Origin of the sequence: Winogradskyella ouciana (assembly GCF_965284585.1) — a bacterium.
Classification (GTDB): domain Bacteria; phylum Bacteroidota; class Bacteroidia; order Flavobacteriales; family Flavobacteriaceae; genus Winogradskyella; species Winogradskyella ouciana.
Genome location: NZ_OZ260095.1, coordinates 401,721 through 423,615, shown reverse-complemented (window position 1 = coordinate 423,615; position 21,895 = coordinate 401,721). Strand labels below are relative to the sequence as shown.

The following is a 21,895-nucleotide window of genomic DNA, read 5'->3' as shown; positions in this document are numbered from 1 at the left end:
TTTAATTGACGTAAGTAAATCTTTCGTTAATTTCTACCATAAGATCTTCTCCAAAATCATAAACGATATCGCGGCTTGTAATTCTACCTGAGGTGTTATACTCCAAATCGAATGTAAAAGTTTCTCCACTGAAGGTAGCACCATTCCAATTATTAGATGAGTGGAACTGAGCAACTAAAGGACCAATCTCATCTGAATAATCATCGGTAAGAAAGTTCAATAAATAGTTGTCGTTATAAACTACTTGCAGCGGATTGGTATTATCATCAAAATCGTATGAATTATTACTATCAAATTCTCCAGAAGCAGTACTAGTGTTTATGTTGCCAGTACCTGTATATGTTAAAGATTCCGTCTGTATTAAAAACGTGCCATCAAAGGATTCTTTTTTTATAACACGACCGAAACCATCTAATGTAAAAACCGTTGAAATACTTGAGCCTACTTCTGTTCTAGTAATGGCATTGCCATCGTAAGTGAAATTATAAACGTAATCATCAAAGTCATCTTCATAATAATCATAAGTGATTTGCGATACCGAACCATCAGAGTAGGAGATAATATACTCATTAGTAGTTTGGCCCTCAGAATTTACAGAAATATTGCTGGTAATTTGACCAGAAGCATTTCGAGTAAAACTTTGGTTTTCAGTTTCAGACGGAGAACCCTCAACAGATACGCTAGTGGTAGACGATACTATTTTGTCATTGGAGATATTTATGTCTGAATTGGTTAGGGTTTGAATTGACAACCCGAGGAAATTAACACTCAAATCTGTGTCTAATTCATAAAGTGAAAGTGTTAAATCACTGCTTTCGCTTCCGTCATCTCCACCATCGTCACTACCGTCCTGCCCTGTTAATCCTGAATCAAGAGGTTCGTTTTCACAAGCTGTAACTAGAGATAAGGTCAGTAATAGTAATAGTAATTTTTTCATTAAATGATTGGTTTGATTAGTTGTTTTTTGAATAACCAACAGCTTCACCTATAAGTGTAGCGCTAGTGCAATCCGTAATTTTCACGTTGACAAAATCACCTGGTTTGTAATGTTCCTTTGGAAAAACAGCCATCATATTTTGGCTATTTCTTCCAGCCCAGTGCTTATCTGATTTTTTAGAAGACTTTTCTATTAAAAATTCTTCGGTCTTACCAACGTGTTTCTGTATCCTGTATAAACTATGTTGGCGTTGCAACGTATGTATTTCACTTAAGCGTCTTTGCTTTACGTCTGCAGGAACATCGTCTTCCATTTTACGGCCAGCAAGTGTTCCTGGGCGTTCTGAATAGGCAAACATAAAACCATAGTCATACTTTACATATTCCATTAAGCTCAGTGTATCTTGATGATCTTCCTCCGTTTCAGTAGGGAAACCAGCAATCATATCCTGACTTATGCCAACATCTGGTATAATGCGACGGATGTTATCGATAAGTTCAAAATACTCTTCGCGTGTATGTAAACGATTCATCTCCTTTAAGATACGGTTGCTTCCGCTTTGTACTGGCAAGTGAACGTAGTTACAAATATTTTCGTGAGCTGCCATAGTTTCGATAACATCTAATGTCATATCTTGAGGGTTAGACGTAGAAAAACGGAAACGCATTTTTGGCTGCGCCTTAGCACAAAGCTCTAATAGTTTGGCAAATCTTACAGCAGTAGCTTTTTGCAATTCAGAAGCCTTTTCAAAGTCTTTCTTCAATCCACCACCATACCATAGGTAACTATCTACGTTTTGCCCTAGAAGTGTAACTTCCTTGTAACCTTTAGACCATAAATCGTTCACTTCTTCAATAATACTTTGCGGATCTCTACTGCGTTCTCTACCTCTTGTAAAAGGCACTACGCAGAAGGTACACATATTATCACAACCACGTGTAATAGATACGAGGGCTGTAACTCCATTACTGTTTAAACGTACAGGAGCAATATCTCCATAGGTTTCTTCTTTAGAGAGAATAACATTTATGGCATCTCTACCTTCATCTACCTCTGCAAGTAAATTTGGTAAATCTTTGTATGCATCTGGTCCAACGACTAAGTCAACAATTTTTTCTTCTTCTAAAAATTTAGTTTTTAGACGCTCTGCCATACAACCCAAAACACCAACCTTCATTTTAGGGTTGGTCTTCATCTTTACTCTATTATATTTCTGAAGGCGCTTTCTAACAGTTTGCTCAGCTTTATCTCTGATAGAACAAGTATTGACCAATACCAAATCGGCATCTTCTAGATTTTGGGTGGTATTAAAACCTTGTTTAGATAATATAGAAGCTACAATTTCACTGTCACTAAAATTCATCTGGCAGCCATAACTCTCAATAAAGAGTTTCTTGTTATTACCTTCTTTTTGGTCTAAAACTAGGGATTCACCTTGTTTGTTCTCGTCTATTATCTTTTCCATATCTATTCCCGTATATCCGGAATCTCTAATGTTTTCTATATTCTCAATAAACATGCAAAGATAGGATTTTTTAGACATTATGACAATGTGTCAGCCATATTAATTATTTGAACAAATCTCAAAAAAAGATTTATTTTTGAGGTACTAACCAATTCAGATAAAATGAGTATTTCAGAAATTCAACAACGTATACAAAATGCTAAGGATTTAGATTTTGGAACAATTTTTAATCAATCCATAGAGCTATTTAAGAAAGTTTGGGTGCAAGGTTTGGTTACCTTACTTCTAAATATGGTATTGGCTATTCCGTTAATGATGCTAATATACATACCAATGATTGTTACAGGTATGGCAGATGTATATGCTAGTTCTTACGATCCTTATAATCCTTACTATTCAGAACCAGACATAAGTCCTATAGCGGTGATAATACTGTTTGTTCTTTATTTAATTGCAATGTTGGGAATGAGTGTTATAGGTTTAGGGCTTAAGTCCGCTTTTTATAGAATATGTAAGCTCAAGGACCTTGAACAAATGGGTAAAGAAGATTATTTCTATTTTTTTAAGAAACCTTACTTAGGAAAAACGATTAAGCTCGGTTTGGCTTATATAGGTATTACTTTAATAGCTGCTTTGTTGTGTTTCCTACCATTAATTTATGCCATTGTGCCTTTGACTTATGTATTTGTGATTTATGCATTTAATCCTGATAAATCTGTTTCTGAAATAATTAAGCTGAGTTTTGATCTTGGTAATAAAAAGTGGTTAATTACATTTGGCCTAATAATCGTTGCTGGTCTTTTAGCAGGAATAGTTGGCTTTATAATGTGTGTTGTTGGAATATATGTTACTGCATCGTTCTCTTATTTACCACCATACTTAATATACAAAGATGTGGTAGGGTTTGATGATGACAATGAAAACTTGCATATAGAAGAAAATTCAAGTTTGTAGCGCAACTTTTTTATAATTTCAGTATCTTATAATTAAACAAGAGTCATGAAATTTTCAAAATTTGGTATAGTATTATTATTCACAATGTTGTTATTGAATATGCAATGCGATGAAGATGATGTAAGGTCATCAACGTCTTGCGATGAGGTTGCGACTGTAGATAATGATTTGTATCAAAATACACAAACGGCATTCTACAGTTTCGGAAATGTTGAAATAAACGAAGATTGTTTATCTATTACCATTTCAGCGAGTGGTTGCAGTGGTGATTCATGGGGATTGGAGTTGATTGGAAGTGAGGATGTGATGGAGTCGTTTCCAGTGCAACGCAATATAAAAGCTGTGTTAACCAATAATGAAGCATGTTTGGCGGTTTTTAGTAGGGACTGGACATTTGATTTAACACCGTTGCAAGTCGATGGAGAGGATCAAGTTACTTTAAATCTTCAAGATTTTTCAGAACCAATTTTATATTCGTATTAATTATAAGAACATTAACATTTATAATTAAAGCCTTGTATTTAACAAGGCTTTTTTCATTATTCAAGTTGAGAAAACTACGATTAAATGCATGGTATTTAAGACCAAATTAGGATTGTAAATTTATTTTCATATACATTTGTAACCTCAAAAAAAGAAAGCATGTCGAAGAATCTTGTCATAGTTGAGTCACCTGCAAAGGCAAAAACAATAGAAAAATTTTTAGGAAAGGATTACAAAGTAGAGTCTAGTTTTGGACACATTTCCGACTTACCTTCAAAAGAGTTGGGAGTAGATGTAGAAGGGGATTTTGAACCTAAATACACAGTTTCTAAAGATAAGAAAGATGTTGTAAAAAAACTCAAGGAGTTAGCAAAGAAAGCTGATATGGTTTGGCTAGCAAGTGATGAGGATAGAGAAGGAGAGGCCATAGCATGGCATTTAGCCGAAGCGTTAGATTTAGATAAAGAAAAGACGAAGCGAATTGTATTCCACGAGATCACAAAGAGTGCTATTAATAAAGCAATTGAGAACCCTCGAAGTATAGATTATAATTTAGTAGATGCACAACAAGCAAGACGTGTGCTCGATAGAATTGTAGGGTATGAGTTATCTCCTGTTTTATGGAGAAAGGTTAAAGGAGGTCTATCGGCTGGTAGAGTGCAATCTGTTTCAGTACGATTAATTGTTGAACGTGAGCGTGAGATACAAGAGTTTGATACTAAAGCATCTTACAGAGTAGATGCTGAATTTACAACAGATGATGAGAAATCCTTTAAGGCCAAACTCCCAAAGAATTTCGATTCAGAAGAAGAGGCACTAGATTTTTTAAACAAAAATAAGGAGGCTGGTTACCAGGTTTCGGATTTGCAAAAAAAGCCGGCCAAAAAATCACCAGCAGCACCATTTACAACATCAACGCTGCAACAAGAGGCTTCAAGAAAATTAGGATTTTCGGTAAGTAGAACTATGAGTAACGCTCAGCGTTTGTACGAAGCTGGTCTAATTACTTATATGAGAACAGATAGTGTAAACCTTTCTGATGAGGCAAGAAAAGCTGCTGAAAGCGAAATTATTTCAGCTTATGGTTCGGAGTATAGTAAGCCAAGAAATTATAGAGGAAAATCTAAAGGTGCTCAAGAAGCTCACGAAGCCATTAGACCAACTGATTTTGCGAATCATACTGTAAGTGTTGAGCGCGACCAGGCGAGATTGTACGATTTAATCTGGAAACGTGCTATCGCTTCTCAAATGAGCGATGCAAAATTAGAGCGAACAAATCTTAAAGTTAAGGTTAATGCAACGAGTAAGGTAAGTCAACAATTTGTTGCAAACGGAGAAATCATCACGTTTGATGGGTTCTTAAAGGTGTATTTAGAAGGTACAGATGATGAAGACACTGAGCAAGAAGGTATTTTGCCAGACTTAGAGATAGGTGAGAAGCTTAACAAAAATTATATCACAGCTACACAGCGTTTTACGAGACCGCCTTCAAGATTCACAGAAGCTTCATTGGTAAAGCAATTAGAGGAATTAGGTATTGGTCGTCCATCTACTTATGCACCGACAATTTCTACGATACAAAATAGAAACTATATAGAAAAAGGAACGCACGAGGGTGATGTTAGGGAATACAAGCAGCTGGTTTTAGAGGATAATACTATAAAGGACAAAACACTTTCAGAAAAAGTTGGCTCTAATAAAGGTAAACTAGTACCGACTGATACTGGGATGATTGTTACCGATTTCTTGGTAAACCATTTTGAAAATATTCTCGACTATAATTTTACTGCGAAAGTAGAAGAAAGCTTTGATGATATTGCCGAAGGTAAAGAAGATTGGCGCGCCATGATGAAAGACTTCTATAAAGGATTTCATCCGCAGGTGGAAGATGTACAGGAAAATGCAGAGCGTGAATCTGGTGAACGTATATTGGGTACAGACCCAAAGACTGGTCGTCAAGTTAGCGTGCGTTTAGGGAAGTTTGGACCAATGGTTCAGGTTGGTACCGTAGATGATGAAGAGAAACCAAAATTTGCAAGTTTGTCCCCAGATCAACAATTAAACTCCATCACATATGAGGAAGCCATGGACTTATTTAAGCTTCCTAAAGCATTGGGACATTATAAGGATGATGAAGTTGAAGTTAACAATGGGCGTTTTGGGCCTTATGTGAGATTTGGTAAAAAGTTTGTGTCATTGCCAAAAGGAGTTGATCCTTTAAGTGTAGAATTGGAAGAAGCAATTACATATATTAAGGAAAAAGAAAAGGCTGATGCTCCTATATATATGTATGACGGTTTGGAAGTTACTAAAGGCAAAGGGCGTTTTGGGCCATTTATTAAATGGAACAACATGTTTATAAATGTCAATAAAAAATACGATTGGGATAATTTATCTGAAGAAGACATTGTAACTTTGATCGAGGATAAAATCCAAAAGGAAAAAGATAAACTTATCCATGTTTGGGAAGATGAAGGTATAAGGGTAGAAAAGGCGAGATGGGGAAGACACAATGTTATAAAAGGTAAGCAGAAAGTGGAGTTGGCTAAAACAGTTGATGTATCTGATATGACATTAGAAGAAGCTAAAGCCATTTTAGAGAAGAACGCCCCAAAAAAGAAGACAAGAAAAAAGACAAAGAAAAAAGCGACGACTAAAAAGAAGTAATACACTATGAATTTTAATTTTCTGACGCCTGTATCTGATGCGGTTTTAGCTCATAATGAACTAATAGCGCAACAAGCGCTAGGAAAAAAAATTAAATTCCACTCAAGACAAAACGGAATTCCAGATTTAGATGATGTGCAAATGGCCATTATTGGAGTTCAAGAAAATAGAAATGATGTCAACTTTATGGGAGCTGATATTAATTTCGATTCCATTAGAAAAACACTCTATACGTTATTCCCAGGAAATTGGCACACTACAATTGCCGATTTGGGAGACATTGAATCAGGAGAGTCCGTTGAGGATACTTATTTTGCCATTAGAACGGCTATTACAGTTTTATTAGAAAAAAACATCATACCTATTATATTAGGAGGTAGTCAAGATTTAACTTATGCCAATTATAGAGCCTACGATTCTGTAAAGCCAATGGTAAATATTGTTAGTGTTGATACTAATTTCGATTTAGGTGATGCCAACCTTCCAATTAAGAATAATAGTTATGTTGGTAAGGTCATAGTAGAAGAGCCGTATAATCTATTCAACTATGCCACAATAGGTTATCAGACATATTTTAACTCCCAAGAGGAGATAGATCTCATAGAAAAGTTGTATTTTGAAGCCTATCGTTTGGGGGAAATTTCTGGAGACATAAATAAAGTGGAGCCGTTGCTTAGAGATGCACATATTGTATCTATAGATTTAAAGTCTGTAAGAGCGGCAGAAGTAAGTGAGAGTCAAAAATTTTCGCCTAATGGTTTTTCGGGTAAGGAAATTTGTGCCATAAGTAGGTATGCAGGTATAAGTAATAAGGTGTCGTCCTTTGGTATTTATGAATATCATAATTCAAAGAATGACAGTGCTACTTCAATGCTTATTGCACAGATGATTTGGTATTTTGTAGAGGGTGTTAATTGCCGCATTGCTGATGATGATTTTACTAATGAAAACCATTACCAAAAGTTTAATGTACTGGTAGATGATGATGAACTTATTTTTTTTAAAAGCTTAAAAACTGGTCGCTGGTGGATAGAGATTCCATTTTTGCCAGATGTTAATAATAAATTAAAAAAGCATACGTTATTACCATGCATGCATTCCGATTATGTGCTTGCTACCCAAGGTGAAATACCCGAAAGGTGGTATAAAGCCTACAGGAAGAACAGCTTCTAAAAATGACATTTTATCGATGATTTAACGTTAAAAGCATCGACGAAATGCATTTTTTAAGGACGAAATGCAAAAAAAAATAGAAAAAAGTTGTTTTTTATAAAATATATAAATATGTTTACGACCTTAAAATTAAGGACGACTAATTTAACCTCGAGTTACTATGAATATTAAGAAGTTTATTTTACTAACCACTGTATTGGTTTTTGTTGCCAGCTGTAATTCTGGAGACCGTGGCCAATTAGTTGGAGTCAAAGGTAAAAAATGGCACCCTGAAAAACCGTATGGTATGACACTAGTTCCTGGTGGAGCTTTTATAATGGGTAAATCAGATGATGATATAGCTGGTGTACAAGATGCTCCTACCAAAACAGCTACAGTACGTGCATTCTATATGGATGAAACCGAGATTACAAATAGCGAATACCGCTCCTTTGTGTTTTGGGTAAGAGACTCAATCTTAAGATTAAAATTAGCTGAAATGGCTGATTTAGAAGGTAAGACTCCAGGTAATGGTGATATCGGTGAATTTGCTTATTTAGATTCAAATCCAGAAGAGATGAATGCTTATGAAAGCTATATGTTAAATACCTATGGTAATGAGCAGAGAAAAATTAATCGTGATGTAGAGTTGTATTATGATACAGACGATTATCCAGATGAGTTATATGCAGAGGTAATGGACGGTATGTACTTGCCATTAGAAGAATCTTATAACGGCCAGCGTACATGGGACGTTAAGCAATTTAAGTTCCAATACACGTATATGGACATTGCTAAAGCTGCTAAAGATAGAAGCTTAAAGCGTTCAGAGGTTATAGAACAAGAGGAAGTTGAAGTATATCCAGACACTACGGCATGGATTAGAGATTTTGCATATTCTTATAATGAGCCAATGCACAACGATTATTTTTGGCATTCAGCTTATGATGATTATCCAGTAGTGGGTGTATCTTGGAAACAAGCACAAGCATTTTGCCAGTGGAGAACACTAAAGCATAATGGTTACCAAAGAAGTAAAGGAAAACAACCTGTCAACTCTTACAGATTGCCTTCAGAGGCAGAATGGGAGTATGCAGCTCGTGGTGGACTTCAAGGGGCATCTTATCCTTGGGGAGGACCTTATACTAAAAACGATAGAGGATGTTTTATGGCTAACTTTAAACCATTACGTGGTGATTATGCAGCCGATCAAGCATTATATACTGTAGAAGCAGATGCTTACGATCCAAATGATTTCAACCTATACAATATGGCAGGTAATGTGTCAGAATGGGTACATGGTTCTTACGATCCAGCATCTTACGAGTTTTCTTCAACTATAAATCCAAATGTAAATGATCCAAGAAATTCCCGTAAAGTAGTTAGAGGAGGCTCATGGAAAGATGTTGCTTATTTCTTGCAAGTAAGTTCTAGAGATTATGAATATGCGGATTCAGCTAGAAGTTATATCGGATTTAGAACCGTTCAGGACTATATGGGAACTGAAGTGACTAAAAACGCAGCGACGAACTAAAATTTAAAATTATTAAATAACAACCCAAATTAAAATTAACCTACTTAAGTTACACATCCATTAACTTAAACTTAAACTAAACAAAATTATGGCACAGAAAGGTAAAATGACTTTAACAAACATGATCTACGGATTAGGAGCAGCAATCGTAATCGTAGGTGCATTATTTAAGATACAACACTGGCCTTATGGTTCTGAAATCTTAACCATAGGTATGATTGTTGAAGCTCTGGTATTTACATACTCAGCATTTGAAAAGCAACAATCAGATTTAGATTGGTCTTTGGTATATCCTGAATTGGCTGGCGGTCAGACTCTAGGTAAAAAGAAAAAAGAAGAACCAAAAGATGCTGAAGGTATGTTGTCAAAGAAATTAGACAATTTATTAAAGGAGGCTAAGATAGACGGTGAACTTATGGCAAGTTTAGGCGACAGTATCAAAAACTTTGAAGGTGCTGCTAAAAACTTAAATCCAACTGTAGATTCTATGTCTGCTCAAAAGAAATACAGCGAAGAATTATCTTTAGCTGCTGCACAAATGGAGTCTTTAAACAGTCTTTATAAAGTACAGATGGAAAGTGCTAATCGTCAAGCTGCTATCAACGAAGAAGCTGTAGAGAACGCAACCAAGCTTAAAGAGCAAATGCAATCATTAGCGTCTAACCTTTCATCTTTAAACGGTGTATATGGCGGAATGCTTTCTGCAATGAACAAAAACTAATTAGTTTTTAGGTATAATCAATTTAATTAATTAACATTTAAAAACTAATTACAATGGCAGGAGGAAAATTATCTGCAAGGCAGAAAATGATTAACTTAATGTACTTGGTATTTATTGCTATGATGGCGATGAATATGTCTAAGGAAGTACTATCCGCTTTCGGATTGATGGAAGCAAAATTCTCGGCATCAAACGCTGTAGCTGACGAAAAAAACGAAGCTTTATTGGCTGATTTATCAACTAAAGCTGAAGAGAAGCCAGCTGAATTTAGAGTTCCAGCAAACAAGGCCACTTTAGTAAGTGCGGCTTCTGATAAGTTTTATAAGTATATTGAAACTTTAAAGCAAGACTTATTAAGAGAAGGTGGTTACTCAATTGACCCTGAAACAGGTGAATTACCATTTGAAGCGATGGATAAAACAGATATCCTTGATGAAATGTGGTTTACAGGAGATCGTTATACCAAAAAAGGTCAAGAAGTTGTTGCTAGGATCCAAGCTTATAAAGATGAAATCAAAGAAATTTTAGGTAATGATGTGAAGTATCAAAAAGCTCTGGAGCGTTTTGATGAGCGTTTTAGCCTAGACAAAGTTGAAAATAAGAAAATAGGTAAAGAAATTGATTGGTTGAACTATCATTTTCAAGGTTTCCCGGCAATTGCATCATATACTAAGCTTACGGCTATGCAAAATGACGTAATGGTTACTGAAGCTAACTTGTTTAACCTATTTTTAGGTAATTCTCTAGATGAAGCTGTATCATTGAAAAAATACCAAGCCATTGTATTGGCTGATAAGTCTGCATTCTTTGCAGGAGAAAAATTTCAAGGTAGAGTTGTTTTAGGAAAATATGCAAATGTTACACCTACAAAACTGACGGTTCAAGGAAATGAGATTAATGTGTCAGAAGTATTAGACTCTACCGGTGCTGCAAAACTAGATTTTAATGTTGGTAATGTTGGTGAGCATCAAATAGACGGTAAGTTTACCTTCTTAGAAGATGGTAAGCCATTAGAAATTCCAATTGTTGGTAACTATGTAGTAGTACCAAGGCCAAACTCTGCTACTATTTCTGCAGATAAGATGAACGTTGTTTATCGTGGTGTGGCTAACCCAATGACCATTTCATTTGCTGGTGTACCAGACAATAAAGTTAGCGCATCAGGACCAGGCTTATCAAGAGTTGGTGGTCAAGGAAAATATGTAGTTAACGCTGGTGCTGGTAAGGAAATGACAATTAATGTTACTGCTACTCTTGATGACGGATCTAGAGTAAGTGACAGTAAAACATTTAGAATTAAAGATATTCCTGCACCGACCGGTAAGATTGCTGGTCAAATAGGTGTTGTAAAATTACCGAAGCGTAATGTAGAAATTGGTACTGTTGGTGCTGAGCTAAGAGATTTTGTTTTTGATTTACCAATACAGGTAACTTCATTTAAGATTAAAGTACCAGGACAACCTACAATTAATGTAGCTGGAACTAAAATGAATTCTCAGGCTAAATCTGCAATACAAAAGGCAAGAAGAGGCGATAATATTACAATTTTTGATATTAACGCTAAAATTCAAGGTAATTCAAAATATAGACTACAAAATGTATCACCAGTTATTGTTGAAGTTACAAGTAACTAATTGATATAATTTATAGAAAATATAAACGTTACAGATTTAAAGAAACCCAAATTATTAAATTAAGTAAAATGAAAATAAGAAGTTTAATATATGTAGGATTAACAGTTTTGGCAACCAATGCTATGTTTGCCCAAGCCAATATCCTTAATGCTAAGATACCAGAAGAAATTGGTATGAAAACTGAAGCGCAACTACTTCTAGATAACGATAAGCCTTTAGAATATGGCTATGTTGGAGATAGAGACATTTTATTTTCAAAGATGATTTGGGAAAAAGTTGTTTTAGATGAACGTGTTAATTTTCCTTTATATTTTCCTGTAGAAGGAAATTTAGGAGACGACCGTAAGTCCTTGTACCGAGTTTTGAGAGATAATATGGACAGCGGAATGATCCCTAAAGTTTATGCAGATTCGTACTTTACAGAAGAACGAACTTTAAAAGATATGGAAGCTTCACTGAGTATGAGGAAGATTACTGATGCTGGTATTAGATATATGAACGAGAACGGAGTAGGGGAAGATGAGATACCAGAAGAGTATATTATAGAAAGGAATATTGAAGCAGCTGATATTAACTCGTATTTAATAAAAGGACTTTGGTATTTTGATAAGCGTCAAGGTGAATTAAAGTACAGAATTCTTGGAATTGCACCTGCGGCTCCAGATGTTAACTTTATAGATTCGGAAGATTCAGAAAATAGTGAACCAATTCCTATGTTTTGGGTATTTTATCCAGAAGTTAGAGATATTTTGCATGAAGCTAAAGCCTTTAATGATAATAATAGCTCTACGCCAATTTCATTCGATCACTTATTGAACAGCCGTCGTTTTCATGGATTAATCTATAAGGAAGAGAATGTCTATGGTGATAGGGAAGTTAAAGAATACATTGCTGAAAATGCATTGATGCAACTTTTAGAATCAGAACGTATTAAGGATAAAATCCGCGATTTTGAACAAGATATGTGGAGTTACTAGTTAACGTTCATAATAAATATATAGACGCTCACTTTTTAAGTGGGCGTTTTTTATTGAATTAAAACTACGTGTCATGCTGAGCCTATCGAAGCATATCTTATTTTTGTTAAATGAAACAAGTAGATTACATCATCGTTGGCTGTGGCTTGGCAAGTATTGCGTTCTGCGAACAGTTACGAGCCAATAATAAGTCTTTTGTTGTGTTCGACGATGAATCGCAACAATCTTCCATTGTAGCAGCCGGATTATACAATCCTGTAATATTAAAACGTTTTTCAGAAGTTTGGCGAGCAAAAGAGCAATTGGAAATTGCTTTGCCAGTCTATAATAAGATTGAGGCTGATTTAAATATTAAGATAGATTACAAACTTCAAATTTTAAGACGATTTGCTTCCGTAGAAGAACAAAACTTATGGTTTGATGCTTCAGATAAACCTAAGCTAGAGCCCTATCTTTCTACAGAGCTTGTCAAAAATTCTAATAATGCTATTGATGCGCCTTATGGATTTGGAGAAGTGTTACATGCAGGACGTATAGATACCGAAACGCTTATAGACGCTTACAAAGGGTTTTTAAAAGAAAACAATCATTTACTTGAAACTAGATTTAAATACGATAAGCTTCAGATTAAATCAGGTTCACTTCAATATGAAGATATGATTGCAAAGCATATTGTATTTGCAGAAGGTTTTGGTGTAAAACAAAACCCATATTTCAATTTTATTCCGTTGAATGGAACTAAGGGAGAAGTATTAACCATTAAAGCACCAGAACTTAAATTAGAGTATGCTATTAAATCATCAGTATTCGTAATTCCTGTGGGTAATGATCTTTATACTGTTGGCTCTACATATAATCGAGATGATAAATCCAATACACCTACACAGGAAGGCAAAAACGAATTGCTTTCAAAACTAAGAACATTTGTAACATGCGATTTTGATGTTATAAACCATGTTGCGGGAATTAGACCTACCGTTAAAGATAGAAGGCCTTTGGTCGGCAAACATCCAGAGCATAAAAATTTGTATGTCTTAAATGGTCTAGGGACCAGAGGAGTAATGATTGCACCTTATGTTGCAGAGAAACTTTACCGCTTTATTGAAAATAATGAAGCTTTAGATAGCGAGATTAATATAAATAGGTTTCTGGGTTAAGAGTAAGTTTTCCTTTCCTCTGGTACGGCTAGGATGGATTGTTGCTTTCAGCTAAAGATTTATCATAACCCATAAACAAGTTAATCCAAATATTTCGTGATAATCGCATAATAATGGGCATAAATCCTATTAGGGTCAATATTATTGCAAAAAACGCCACAGTAAGGGAAGTCTCAAAAATCACAAAGCTTACAATAAATGCAGCAACGGCAAAGGCCACACCTAAAGCGTAGCTTACGTACATGGAGCCGTAAAAAAAGGAAGGTTCCATTCTGTATTTTGTTCCACAATGAGAACAATTTTCATTGATCTTTAACGTGTCAGAAAGCACATAAGGGTTTTTAACCGTGTACATAGATTCATGGTGGCATTTTGGGCAAGCACCAAAAAGAATACTATAAAGTTTCATTCCTTTTCTAATCATAACGAAAACCTTTACTTTTGCGTTTTTTAAAGCAATACAAAGTTAAGTCTTTATAGATTTTAATTTGTAACAATTGTAACTTTATCTCAATTGTAATATTCAAAAATGCTATGCTGAATATCCATAATTTATCTATTTCGTTTCAAGGAGAATATCTTTTTGAAGATATTACATTTAAGCTCGGTCAAGGTGATCGCGTAGGTCTTATAGGAAAGAATGGAGCAGGTAAATCTACAATGCTAAGAATTCTAGCTAAAGAGCAAGAAGCGGATACAGGACAAATAGCAGCAGATAAAGATTTAAAAATCGGGTTTCTAAAACAGGATATTGATTTTGAATTCGGAAAAACAGTTTTAGAAGAGTCCTACGAGGCGTTTAAAGAGATTAAAGCCTGTGAATCTCAACTAGAAAAAATAAACACCCAACTTGCCGAGCGAACGGATTACGAAAGCGAATCGTATAATCAGTTGATGATAGATTTAAACGATATTCAGCATCAATATGAAATTCTTGGTGGATATAATTATCAAGGTGAAACCGAAAAAATTCTTCAAGGCTTAGGATTTAAGCGTGAAGATTTCAATAAACTTACCGATACCTTTTCTGGAGGTTGGCGTATGCGAATTGAACTTGCCAAACTCTTACTTCAAAACAACGATTTGTTGTTACTTGATGAGCCAACCAACCACTTGGATATTGAATCAATAATATGGTTAGAAAGCTTTCTTAAAAATTATAGCGGAGCGGTTGTAATCGTTTCACACGATAAAATGTTTTTAGATAATGTCACCAACCGAACCATTGAAATTTCATTAGGAAGAATTTACGATTACAACAAACCATACACCAAGTTTTTGGAGTTGCGAAAGGAAATGAAAACACAACAACTCGCTGCTCAAAAAAATCAGGAAAAAGAGATACAACAGACCGAAAAACTGATTGAGAAATTTAGAGCAAAAGCCAGTAAAGCCACCATGGCACAATCGCTTATCAAGAAGCTGGATAGAATGGATAAAATTGAAGTAGATGAGGACGATAATAGTGTAATGAGTTTAAATTTTCCTGTGTCAGTAACGCCAGGAAAAGTTGTTATAAAAGCTCAAAACGTTTCAAAAAGCTATGGTGATTTAAAGGTGTTAAGTAATGTAAACTTGGCGATAGATAGAGATACAAAAACAGCATTTGTTGGACAGAACGGCCAGGGAAAATCAACCTTGGCAAAAATCATTGTTGGTGAGATTGACCATAAGGGAAACTTAGAACTTGGACATAATGTCCAAATTGGTTACTTCGCCCAAAACCAAGCCGAATATTTAGATGGTAACAAAACCGTTTTGGATACCATGATTGATGCTGCCAACGAAACTAACAGAAGTAAAGTGCGTGATATTCTGGGTTCATTTTTATTCAGAGGAGATGAAGTGGAAAAATACGTAAAAGTCTTGTCTGGTGGTGAAAGAAACCGATTGGCATTGGCAAAATTGTTGTTGCAACCCTTGAATGTTCTCATTATGGATGAGCCAACCAACCACTTGGATATTAAGTCTAAAAATGTCCTCAAAGAAGCTCTAAAGAAGTTTGAAGGTACCTTGATTTTAGTATCTCACGATAGGGATTTCCTCCAAGGCTTAACCGACACCGTTTACGAGTTTAAAGATCAGAAAATAAAAGAATATTTAGGTGATATAGATTTTTATTTAGAACAACGCAATATTGAAAATCTTCGTGAAGCTGAAAAAAGAACTGTTGTGGCGGAAAAGCCCAAAGAAAGTGATAAGCAGAGTTACGAAGACCAGAAGAAGTTAAAATCCCTCAACAATAAACTTAGTAATATCGAATCTAAAATAAGTCAGCTGGAAAAAGATATCAAATCAGACGATGTAAAACTAGCCACCGATTACGATAAAACGGCTTCAGACCCTCAGTTTTTTGATGCTTACCAAAAGAAGAAAAAATCGCTTGAGAATCTAATGGAAGACTGGGGAGCGATTCAAGAGCAATTAGACTCCCTTAATAATTAAGATTATTTTAACGGCTACCTATAGCGATATCGGTAAATTTGCAATTTACTGACCATTACACTATGTTAAGAAAAGTCATATTTGCCATTTTAGGTATTGTCCTAATTGTATCTGCTATTTTCGTTGGAAGATATATTAGTAATAGCAAAAAGAAACAAAGACCAGTTGCTGAAAAAGTTATTAAAACAGTATTTACGGATACAGTAGAAAATACTACAGTACAAATCGTAATACCTGCAAACGGTAATTTAGTGGCTAAGCGTCGTGTTGAGTTGTATTCTGAAGTTCAGGGCGTTTTTAGGTCCAGTGGAAAACTGTTTAAGCCTGGCCAAGAATACAGAGCAGGAGAGGTGCTTATACGTATTGATGCTTCCGAGTATTATGCAAGTGTGCAATCTGCTAAAAGTAATCTATATAATTCCATCGCTACGATAATGCCAGATTTACGGTTGGACTTTCCTGAAGTATTTCAAAAGTGGCAAACTTATCTTAATGAATTTAACTTAGAAAAGACAACACCTAAGTTACCGGAAATGACTTCTGATAAAGAAAACTACTTTATTACTGGTCGAGGTATTGTGTCAAACTATTATAACGTAAAAAATTTAGAACAGCGCTTAGGAAAATACACCATTAGAGCACCATTTTCAGGTATATTAACTGAGGCATTGGTTACTGAAGGTTCACTTGTTAGAAACGGTCAAAAATTGGGAGAATTTATAGACCCAAACATTTACGAGATGGAAGTTGCACTGAGTAAAACCTACGCTAGCCTTTTGAAAGTCGGTGAAGAGGTAATGCTGAATAATCTCGATAATACTGAGACATACAAAGGAAAGGTAACACGCGTCAATGGAAGAATTGATGCCACAACGCAAACAATAACCGCTTTTATTGAAGTAAAAGACGAATCACTTAAAGAAGGCATGTACCTGGAGGCTAATCTAAATGCCAAACAAGAAGAAAATGCTTATGAGATTAATCGTAATTTGGTACTTGATGGTGAACAGATTTTCGTAGTTCGCGATAGTATTTTGGATGTCATAGATGTTAATCCTGTTTATTTTTCGGACACCAAAGCAGTGGTTAAAAACATACCTGATGGCACAATAATGTTGTCAAAACCTGTTCCTGGCGCTTATGCAGGTATGTTGGTCAAGCCTTTTATGTCTGGTGAAAATGATACAAATGGGCAGAGTACAGCTAACGCTCAATCTAAATCTGCAGAATAGGAAATGAGAAAGGTAATTGCTTATTTCATAAAACACAGTGTAGCTGTGAATGTGGTGGTTTTGGCATTTGTTGTGTTTGGTTTTTTTGGCGCATTCAATCTTAAATCGTCATTCTTTCCTTTAGTTGATTCAAAAAACATAAACATAACTGTTACATACCCTGGTGCTTCGCCTCAAGAGGTGGAAGAAGGCATTGTGCTCAAAATAGAGGATAATCTCAAAGGCTTAAATGGTATTGAACGTGTTACTTCCACATCGCGCGAGAACAGTGGAAATATAAATGTTGAAATTGAAAAGGGCAAGGATATCGATTTCATGTTGCTCGAGGTTAAAAATGCCGTGGATCGTGTTCCAACTTTTCCCGTTGGTATGGAACCTTTGATTGTTGCAAAACAAGAAGCGCTAAGGCCAACAATTACCTTTGCAATAAGCGGAAACAATATTCCGCTGGCAACTTTGAAACAAATTGGAAGGCAGGTCGAAAATGATTTAAGAGGTATTGACGGTATTTCGCAAATTCAGATTTCAGGCTATCCTCAAGAAGAAATTGAAATTGCCGTTAATGAAACAAGTCTTTTAGCATATAACCTTACATTTTCAGAAGTAGCTCAAGCTGTTAATCAAGCTAGTTTAATCACTACTGGTGGTACCATAAAAACAGATGCAGAAGAGTATTTGATTAGGGCGAATAACCGGTCGTACTATGCAGATGAACTTTCAAATCTCGTTGTAAAGTCTGATGCTTCAGGTCGAAAAATTCAACTAAAGGATATTGCTGAAGTTCGCGACCAGTTTTCTGAAACACCAAATGCAAGTTATTTCAATAAAAACCTGTCCATCAATGTCACTATTACAAGTACCAATAACGAAGATTTAATTTCTTCTGCGGATAAGACAAAAGCCTATATTGAAGAATTTAACCAGAAATATGATAATGTTCAACTCAATGTGGTTAGGGATTTATCGACCACATTGGTTCAACGTACCGAATTGCTAACGGAAAATGCCATCATAGGTATGATTCTCGTTCTGTTATTTTTATCACTTTTCTTAAATACGAGATTAGCATTTTGGGTGGCATTTGGATTACCAATTTCTTTTCTAGGTATGTTTATGTTTGCAGGCTATTTTAATGTAACCATAAATGTACTCTCACTTTTTGGGATGATAATTGTCATTGGTATTTTGGTGGATGATGGTATTGTTATAGCCGAAAATATATATCAACATTACGAAAAAGGAAAAACGCCAGAACAAGCTGCTATTGATGGAGTTATGGAAGTGTTACCAGCAATTGTATCAGCCATTACAACTACCATCTTAGCCTTTGGAATATTTCTATTTTTAGATGGAAGAATTGGCGAATTTTTTGGTGAGGTTTCAGTCATAGTGATACTGACTTTGGTCGTCTCATTGGTAGAAGCATTGATTATTTTACCTGCGCATTTGGCACATTCCAAGGCATTGCGAAAGCAAAAAAAAGAACAGAAAAGAGGAATTGCTGGAGTCTTTCAAAAAGTGTTTTCAAAATTACGTTATGCAAATACGCTTGGAGATCGCATAATGCGATGGCTTCGCGATAATGTATACAGTCCTATACTGCGATTTTCACTTAATTATAAGGTTTTGGCCTTTTCACTTTTTATTGTGTTTTTTATCTTAACGCAAGCCAGTGTCAATGGAGGCATTATACGTGTTGCTTTTTTTCCACAGATTGCCAGTGATGTCGTTACCATAAATTTGGATATGCCCAATGGTACTAATGAAAAAGTCACCGATAGTATTATCACATATATCGAAAATAAAGCGATTGAAGTCACCAATGCTATTGATGAAGAATACCTTGGTGATGAATATGAAAACCATTTGGTTGAAAATATGATTCGGAATATTGGACCAGGTTCAGCTACGGCTTCTTTGGTCATTAACTTATTACCAGGCGAGGAGCGTCCCAATGAAATTACCTCATCTTTGGTAACCAATCGTATTCAGGAAGCCGTTGGTCCAGTATTGGGAGTAGAAAGTTTGGTGTTTGGAGGTGGAGGCAACTTTGGAGGGAGTCCGGTTTCGGTATCACTTTTAGGTAACAATATTGATGAACTAAAAGCCGTTAAAAAAGAATTAAAACAGAATCTTGAAAGTAATGTTTTACTGAAAGATGTTACTGATAACGATCCTGCTGGTATAAAGGAGATTAGGTTAGAACTCAAAGACAATGCCTATGCATTAGGCTTAAATTTGAGATCCGTAATGCAGGAGGTCAGGTCAGCATTTTTCGGAGCACAGGCTCAGCGTTTTCAGAGAGGGCAAGATGAAATAAGGGTTTGGGTACGCTATAATCGTGAAGACCGTTCCTCGATTAATAATTTAGATAATATGCGCATTACTACTCCAAGTGGTCAAAAAGTACCATTGGAAGAAATAGCCAATTACACGATAGAGCGTGGTGATGTTGCCATAAATCACTTGGAAGGCAGACGAGAAATTCAAGTGTCCGCAGATATAAAAGACCCAAAGAAAACAAGTTCTACGGATGTCATGGCAGAAATCAGAGATGAGGTAATGCCAGAAATTTTATCAAAATACCCAACCGTAACACCGTCTTATGAAGGGCAAAATAGAGAGCGTCTAAAATTGACTAACTCTCTTGGTCCTGTTGGCTTAATAGTTCTAGCTCTAATTTATATTGTCATAGCTTTTACATTTAGAAGCTACAGTCAACCTCTGTTATTACTGCTAATGATTCCGTTAAGTTTACCAGCTGTAGCTTGGGGACACTGGATTCACGATTTCCCATTAAATATATTATCGATGTTGGGCATCATAGCATTAATTGGTATTATGGTTAATGATGGCTTGGTCTTGATAAGTAAATTCAACAGTAATCTGCGTGAAGGCTTATCGTTTGATGAAGCACTTTACGAAGCTGGTCGCTCACGTTTTAGAGCTATATTTTTAACTTCGATAACTACGGTTGCAGGTCTGGCACCATTGATTTTTGAAGAAAGTAGGCAGGCACAATTTTTAATCCCAATGGCAGTTTCTATTGCCTATGGAATTGGTTTTGCCACGGTTTTAACATTGGTGGTTTTGCCAATTTTCTTGTCCTTTAGTAATTTCCTAAAACAGAAAACAAAATGGTTAGTTACGAATAGAGATATCTCAAAAGAAGAAGTAGAACGCGCCATTAAAGAACAGAATGAAAGCAATGCACATTAAAGTATATATCACATTAGTTTCAGTTGTCTTCGGAATGTTGTTGAACGCACAACAGGTACTTTCTACCGAAGAAGCTGTTAAGTTAACGTTGGAAAACAATTACGGTATAAAAATTACAACAAATAATGTTGAAGTTGCCGATAACAACCAAGGTATTTTAAACTCTGGTTATCTGCCAACACTTACGGGAAATGCAGGAGCATCAATAGACGTTCAAAACACCGAAGGTCAGCTGGCTAATGGAGAAACAAGAGTCGCAGAAGGTGCGGAAACACGACGATACAATGCATCAATAAACCTCAATTACACACTGTTTGATGGATTGGGAAGATTGTACAATTACAGACGTTTGAAAGAACAATATCAGTTGTCAGAATTGGAAGCTCGAGAAACAATTGAAACTACGATGTTACAAATGTTCACCATATATTATTCTGTGGCACAACTTTCTGAAAACACTGAGGCATTGGAAGAAACACTCCTAATCTCTAAAGACCGATTGACACGGGCTGGTTATCAATTTGATTATGGGCAAAGTACCAAGCTCGAGGTTTTAAATGCTGAAGTGGATATTAACAACGATAGTATTAATTTAATAAACATTAAGCAACAACTTAAAAATACGAAACGCGATCTAAACGTAGTAATGGGTAATGCTTATGCCCAAGACTTTAATGTAGATACAGATCTAAATTTTCTACTGCAACTCGACAAGGAAACATTGTTAGAGAAGATGATAGCCAATAACGTAACGCTTCTGCAGGCACAGAGAAATATAAACATAAGCCAATTTGATATAAAGTCTAGTAAGGCTCGATTTTTGCCAAATCTTGGTCTGGTAGGTTCTTACGGTTGGAATGAATCCAATAATAATAGTCCGTTAGCCTTTACGCTCCAGAATACAAGTTCTGGTGTTTCTGCAGGATTAAATCTTACTTGGAACCTTTTTGATGGAGGTAGTACAATAACTCAAGTTAAAAACACTAAGATTTTATTAGAAAATCAAAAGCTTCAGCAAGAACAGTTGTTGATGGATGTAGAACGTAATTTTAACAATGCCTGGGATGATTACCAAAATAAATTAGTAATATACCAAGTTCAGGAAAAAAATATTAAAACATCAGAAAATAACTTTGAACGTACGCAGGAAAAATTCAAATTAGGTCAGGTAACTTCGATAGAGTTCAGACAAGCACAACTCAACTTACTCAATGCAGAATTGAGTCGAAACCAAGCAAAATACGACGCTAAATTAGCAGAACTAACCGTCTTACAGTTAAGTGGTGAACTGTTAAATGTTCAATTGTAAATGATATTG

The 21,895-nt window shown here is 35.6% G+C and carries 16 protein-coding genes; 13 read left to right on the top strand and 3 right to left on the bottom strand.

Annotated features, from left to right (window positions below):
• Position 1: 1 nt before the first annotated feature.
• Positions 2 to 937, bottom strand: a complete 936-nt coding sequence (locus ACQ65V_RS01885) for a hypothetical protein (RefSeq protein ID WP_430466665.1) — start codon at positions 935 to 937, stop codon at positions 2 to 4.
• A 16-nt stretch (positions 938 to 953) separates the two neighbouring features.
• Complete coding sequence (miaB, locus tag ACQ65V_RS01880) at positions 954 to 2,402, bottom strand: tRNA (N6-isopentenyl adenosine(37)-C2)-methylthiotransferase MiaB (protein WP_273288909.1); 1,449 nt, start codon at positions 2,400 to 2,402, stop codon at positions 954 to 956.
• A 162-nt stretch (positions 2,403 to 2,564) separates the two neighbouring features.
• On the opposite strand from miaB, the gene ACQ65V_RS01875 reads away from it, so the two are divergent.
• From ACQ65V_RS01875 to ACQ65V_RS01835, 9 genes are all read left to right on the top strand, one after another.
• Positions 2,565 to 3,356: a hypothetical protein gene (locus ACQ65V_RS01875; protein ID WP_430466664.1), complete on the top strand. Its 792-nt coding sequence runs from the start codon at positions 2,565 to 2,567 to the stop codon at positions 3,354 to 3,356.
• A 45-nt stretch (positions 3,357 to 3,401) separates the two neighbouring features.
• Complete coding sequence (locus ACQ65V_RS01870) at positions 3,402 to 3,839, top strand: hypothetical protein (RefSeq protein ID WP_430466663.1); 438 nt, start codon at positions 3,402 to 3,404, stop codon at positions 3,837 to 3,839.
• Between the two features lie 159 nt (positions 3,840 to 3,998).
• Positions 3,999 to 6,506: a type I DNA topoisomerase gene (topA, locus tag ACQ65V_RS01865; protein ID WP_430466662.1), complete on the top strand. Its 2,508-nt coding sequence runs from the start codon at positions 3,999 to 4,001 to the stop codon at positions 6,504 to 6,506.
• Positions 6,507 to 6,512: 6 nt separating this feature from the next.
• A complete protein-coding gene (locus ACQ65V_RS01860; protein WP_430466661.1) occupies positions 6,513 to 7,679 on the top strand; it encodes a formimidoylglutamase in 1,167 nt (388 codons plus the stop codon).
• 160 nt (positions 7,680 to 7,839) lie between these two features.
• Positions 7,840 to 9,192 (top strand): gliding motility lipoprotein GldK, encoded by a 1,353-nt coding sequence (gene gldK, locus ACQ65V_RS01855; protein ID WP_155088480.1) that lies wholly within the window; start codon positions 7,840 to 7,842, stop codon positions 9,190 to 9,192.
• An 88-nt stretch (positions 9,193 to 9,280) separates the two neighbouring features.
• On the top strand, positions 9,281 to 9,913 hold the full coding sequence (gene gldL / locus ACQ65V_RS01850) for a gliding motility protein GldL (RefSeq protein ID WP_155088481.1): 633 nt from the start codon (positions 9,281 to 9,283) through the stop codon (positions 9,911 to 9,913).
• 53 nt (positions 9,914 to 9,966) lie between these two features.
• Positions 9,967 to 11,547, top strand: coding sequence for a gliding motility protein GldM (gene gldM, locus ACQ65V_RS01845; RefSeq protein WP_155088482.1), 1,581 nt, complete (start codon positions 9,967 to 9,969; stop codon positions 11,545 to 11,547).
• 68 nt (positions 11,548 to 11,615) lie between these two features.
• On the top strand, positions 11,616 to 12,524 hold the full coding sequence (gene gldN / locus ACQ65V_RS01840; protein ID WP_273288815.1) for a gliding motility protein GldN: 909 nt from the start codon (positions 11,616 to 11,618) through the stop codon (positions 12,522 to 12,524).
• A 110-nt stretch (positions 12,525 to 12,634) separates the two neighbouring features.
• Positions 12,635 to 13,681 (top strand): NAD(P)/FAD-dependent oxidoreductase, encoded by a 1,047-nt coding sequence (locus tag ACQ65V_RS01835; protein WP_430466660.1) that lies wholly within the window; start codon positions 12,635 to 12,637, stop codon positions 13,679 to 13,681.
• A 28-nt stretch (positions 13,682 to 13,709) separates the two neighbouring features.
• On the opposite strand, the gene ACQ65V_RS01830 is transcribed toward ACQ65V_RS01835, so the two are convergent.
• Positions 13,710 to 14,105: a DUF983 domain-containing protein gene (locus ACQ65V_RS01830; protein ID WP_155088485.1), complete on the bottom strand. Its 396-nt coding sequence runs from the start codon at positions 14,103 to 14,105 to the stop codon at positions 13,710 to 13,712.
• Positions 14,106 to 14,215: 110 nt separating this feature from the next.
• Between ACQ65V_RS01830 and ACQ65V_RS01825 the strand changes: the two genes are divergently transcribed.
• From ACQ65V_RS01825 to ACQ65V_RS01810, 4 genes are all read left to right on the top strand, one after another.
• The gene (locus tag ACQ65V_RS01825; RefSeq protein ID WP_430466659.1) at positions 14,216 to 16,126 is read left to right on the top strand and encodes an ABC-F family ATP-binding cassette domain-containing protein; all 1,911 of its coding nucleotides are present in this window, start codon (positions 14,216 to 14,218) and stop codon (positions 16,124 to 16,126) included.
• A 62-nt stretch (positions 16,127 to 16,188) separates the two neighbouring features.
• Positions 16,189 to 17,358: an efflux RND transporter periplasmic adaptor subunit gene (locus ACQ65V_RS01820; RefSeq protein WP_430466658.1), complete on the top strand. Its 1,170-nt coding sequence runs from the start codon at positions 16,189 to 16,191 to the stop codon at positions 17,356 to 17,358.
• A 3-nt stretch (positions 17,359 to 17,361) separates the two neighbouring features.
• Positions 17,362 to 20,577 carry an efflux RND transporter permease subunit gene (locus tag ACQ65V_RS01815; protein ID WP_430466657.1) on the top strand — a complete coding sequence of 1,072 codons (3,216 nt, stop codon included), beginning with the start codon at positions 17,362 to 17,364 and terminating at the stop codon, positions 20,575 to 20,577.
• On the top strand, positions 20,567 to 21,886 hold the full coding sequence (locus ACQ65V_RS01810) for a TolC family protein (protein ID WP_412560107.1): 1,320 nt from the start codon (positions 20,567 to 20,569) through the stop codon (positions 21,884 to 21,886). The genes ACQ65V_RS01815 and ACQ65V_RS01810 overlap by 11 nt, the downstream gene beginning before the upstream one ends.
• The last annotated feature ends 9 nt before the right edge of the window (positions 21,887 to 21,895 follow it).

Excerpts from the sequence above, each read along its gene's own strand:
- gldN (WP_273288815.1), top strand. The coding sequence starts at position 11,616 with ATGAAAATAAGAAGTTTAATATATGTAGGATTAACAGTTTTGGCAACC.
- ACQ65V_RS01885 (WP_430466665.1), bottom strand. The coding sequence starts at position 937 with ATGAAAAAATTACTATTACTATTACTGACCTTATCTCTAGTTACAGCT.
- ACQ65V_RS01820 (WP_430466658.1), top strand. The coding sequence starts at position 16,189 with ATGTTAAGAAAAGTCATATTTGCCATTTTAGGTATTGTCCTAATTGTA.
- gldM (WP_155088482.1), top strand. The coding sequence starts at position 9,967 with ATGGCAGGAGGAAAATTATCTGCAAGGCAGAAAATGATTAACTTAATG.
- ACQ65V_RS01860 (WP_430466661.1), top strand. The coding sequence starts at position 6,513 with ATGAATTTTAATTTTCTGACGCCTGTATCTGATGCGGTTTTAGCTCAT.
- ACQ65V_RS01870 (WP_430466663.1), top strand. The coding sequence starts at position 3,402 with ATGAAATTTTCAAAATTTGGTATAGTATTATTATTCACAATGTTGTTA.
- topA (WP_430466662.1), top strand. The coding sequence starts at position 3,999 with ATGTCGAAGAATCTTGTCATAGTTGAGTCACCTGCAAAGGCAAAAACA.
- ACQ65V_RS01810 (WP_412560107.1), top strand. The coding sequence starts at position 20,567 with ATGCACATTAAAGTATATATCACATTAGTTTCAGTTGTCTTCGGAATG.
- gldL (WP_155088481.1), top strand. The coding sequence starts at position 9,281 with ATGGCACAGAAAGGTAAAATGACTTTAACAAACATGATCTACGGATTA.
- ACQ65V_RS01815 (WP_430466657.1), top strand. The coding sequence starts at position 17,362 with ATGAGAAAGGTAATTGCTTATTTCATAAAACACAGTGTAGCTGTGAAT.
- miaB (WP_273288909.1), bottom strand. The coding sequence starts at position 2,402 with ATGGAAAAGATAATAGACGAGAACAAACAAGGTGAATCCCTAGTTTTA.
- gldK (WP_155088480.1), top strand. The coding sequence starts at position 7,840 with ATGAATATTAAGAAGTTTATTTTACTAACCACTGTATTGGTTTTTGTT.
- ACQ65V_RS01875 (WP_430466664.1), top strand. The coding sequence starts at position 2,565 with ATGAGTATTTCAGAAATTCAACAACGTATACAAAATGCTAAGGATTTA.
- ACQ65V_RS01825 (WP_430466659.1), top strand. The coding sequence starts at position 14,216 with ATGCTGAATATCCATAATTTATCTATTTCGTTTCAAGGAGAATATCTT.
- ACQ65V_RS01835 (WP_430466660.1), top strand. The coding sequence starts at position 12,635 with ATGAAACAAGTAGATTACATCATCGTTGGCTGTGGCTTGGCAAGTATT.
- ACQ65V_RS01830 (WP_155088485.1), bottom strand. The coding sequence starts at position 14,105 with ATGATTAGAAAAGGAATGAAACTTTATAGTATTCTTTTTGGTGCTTGC.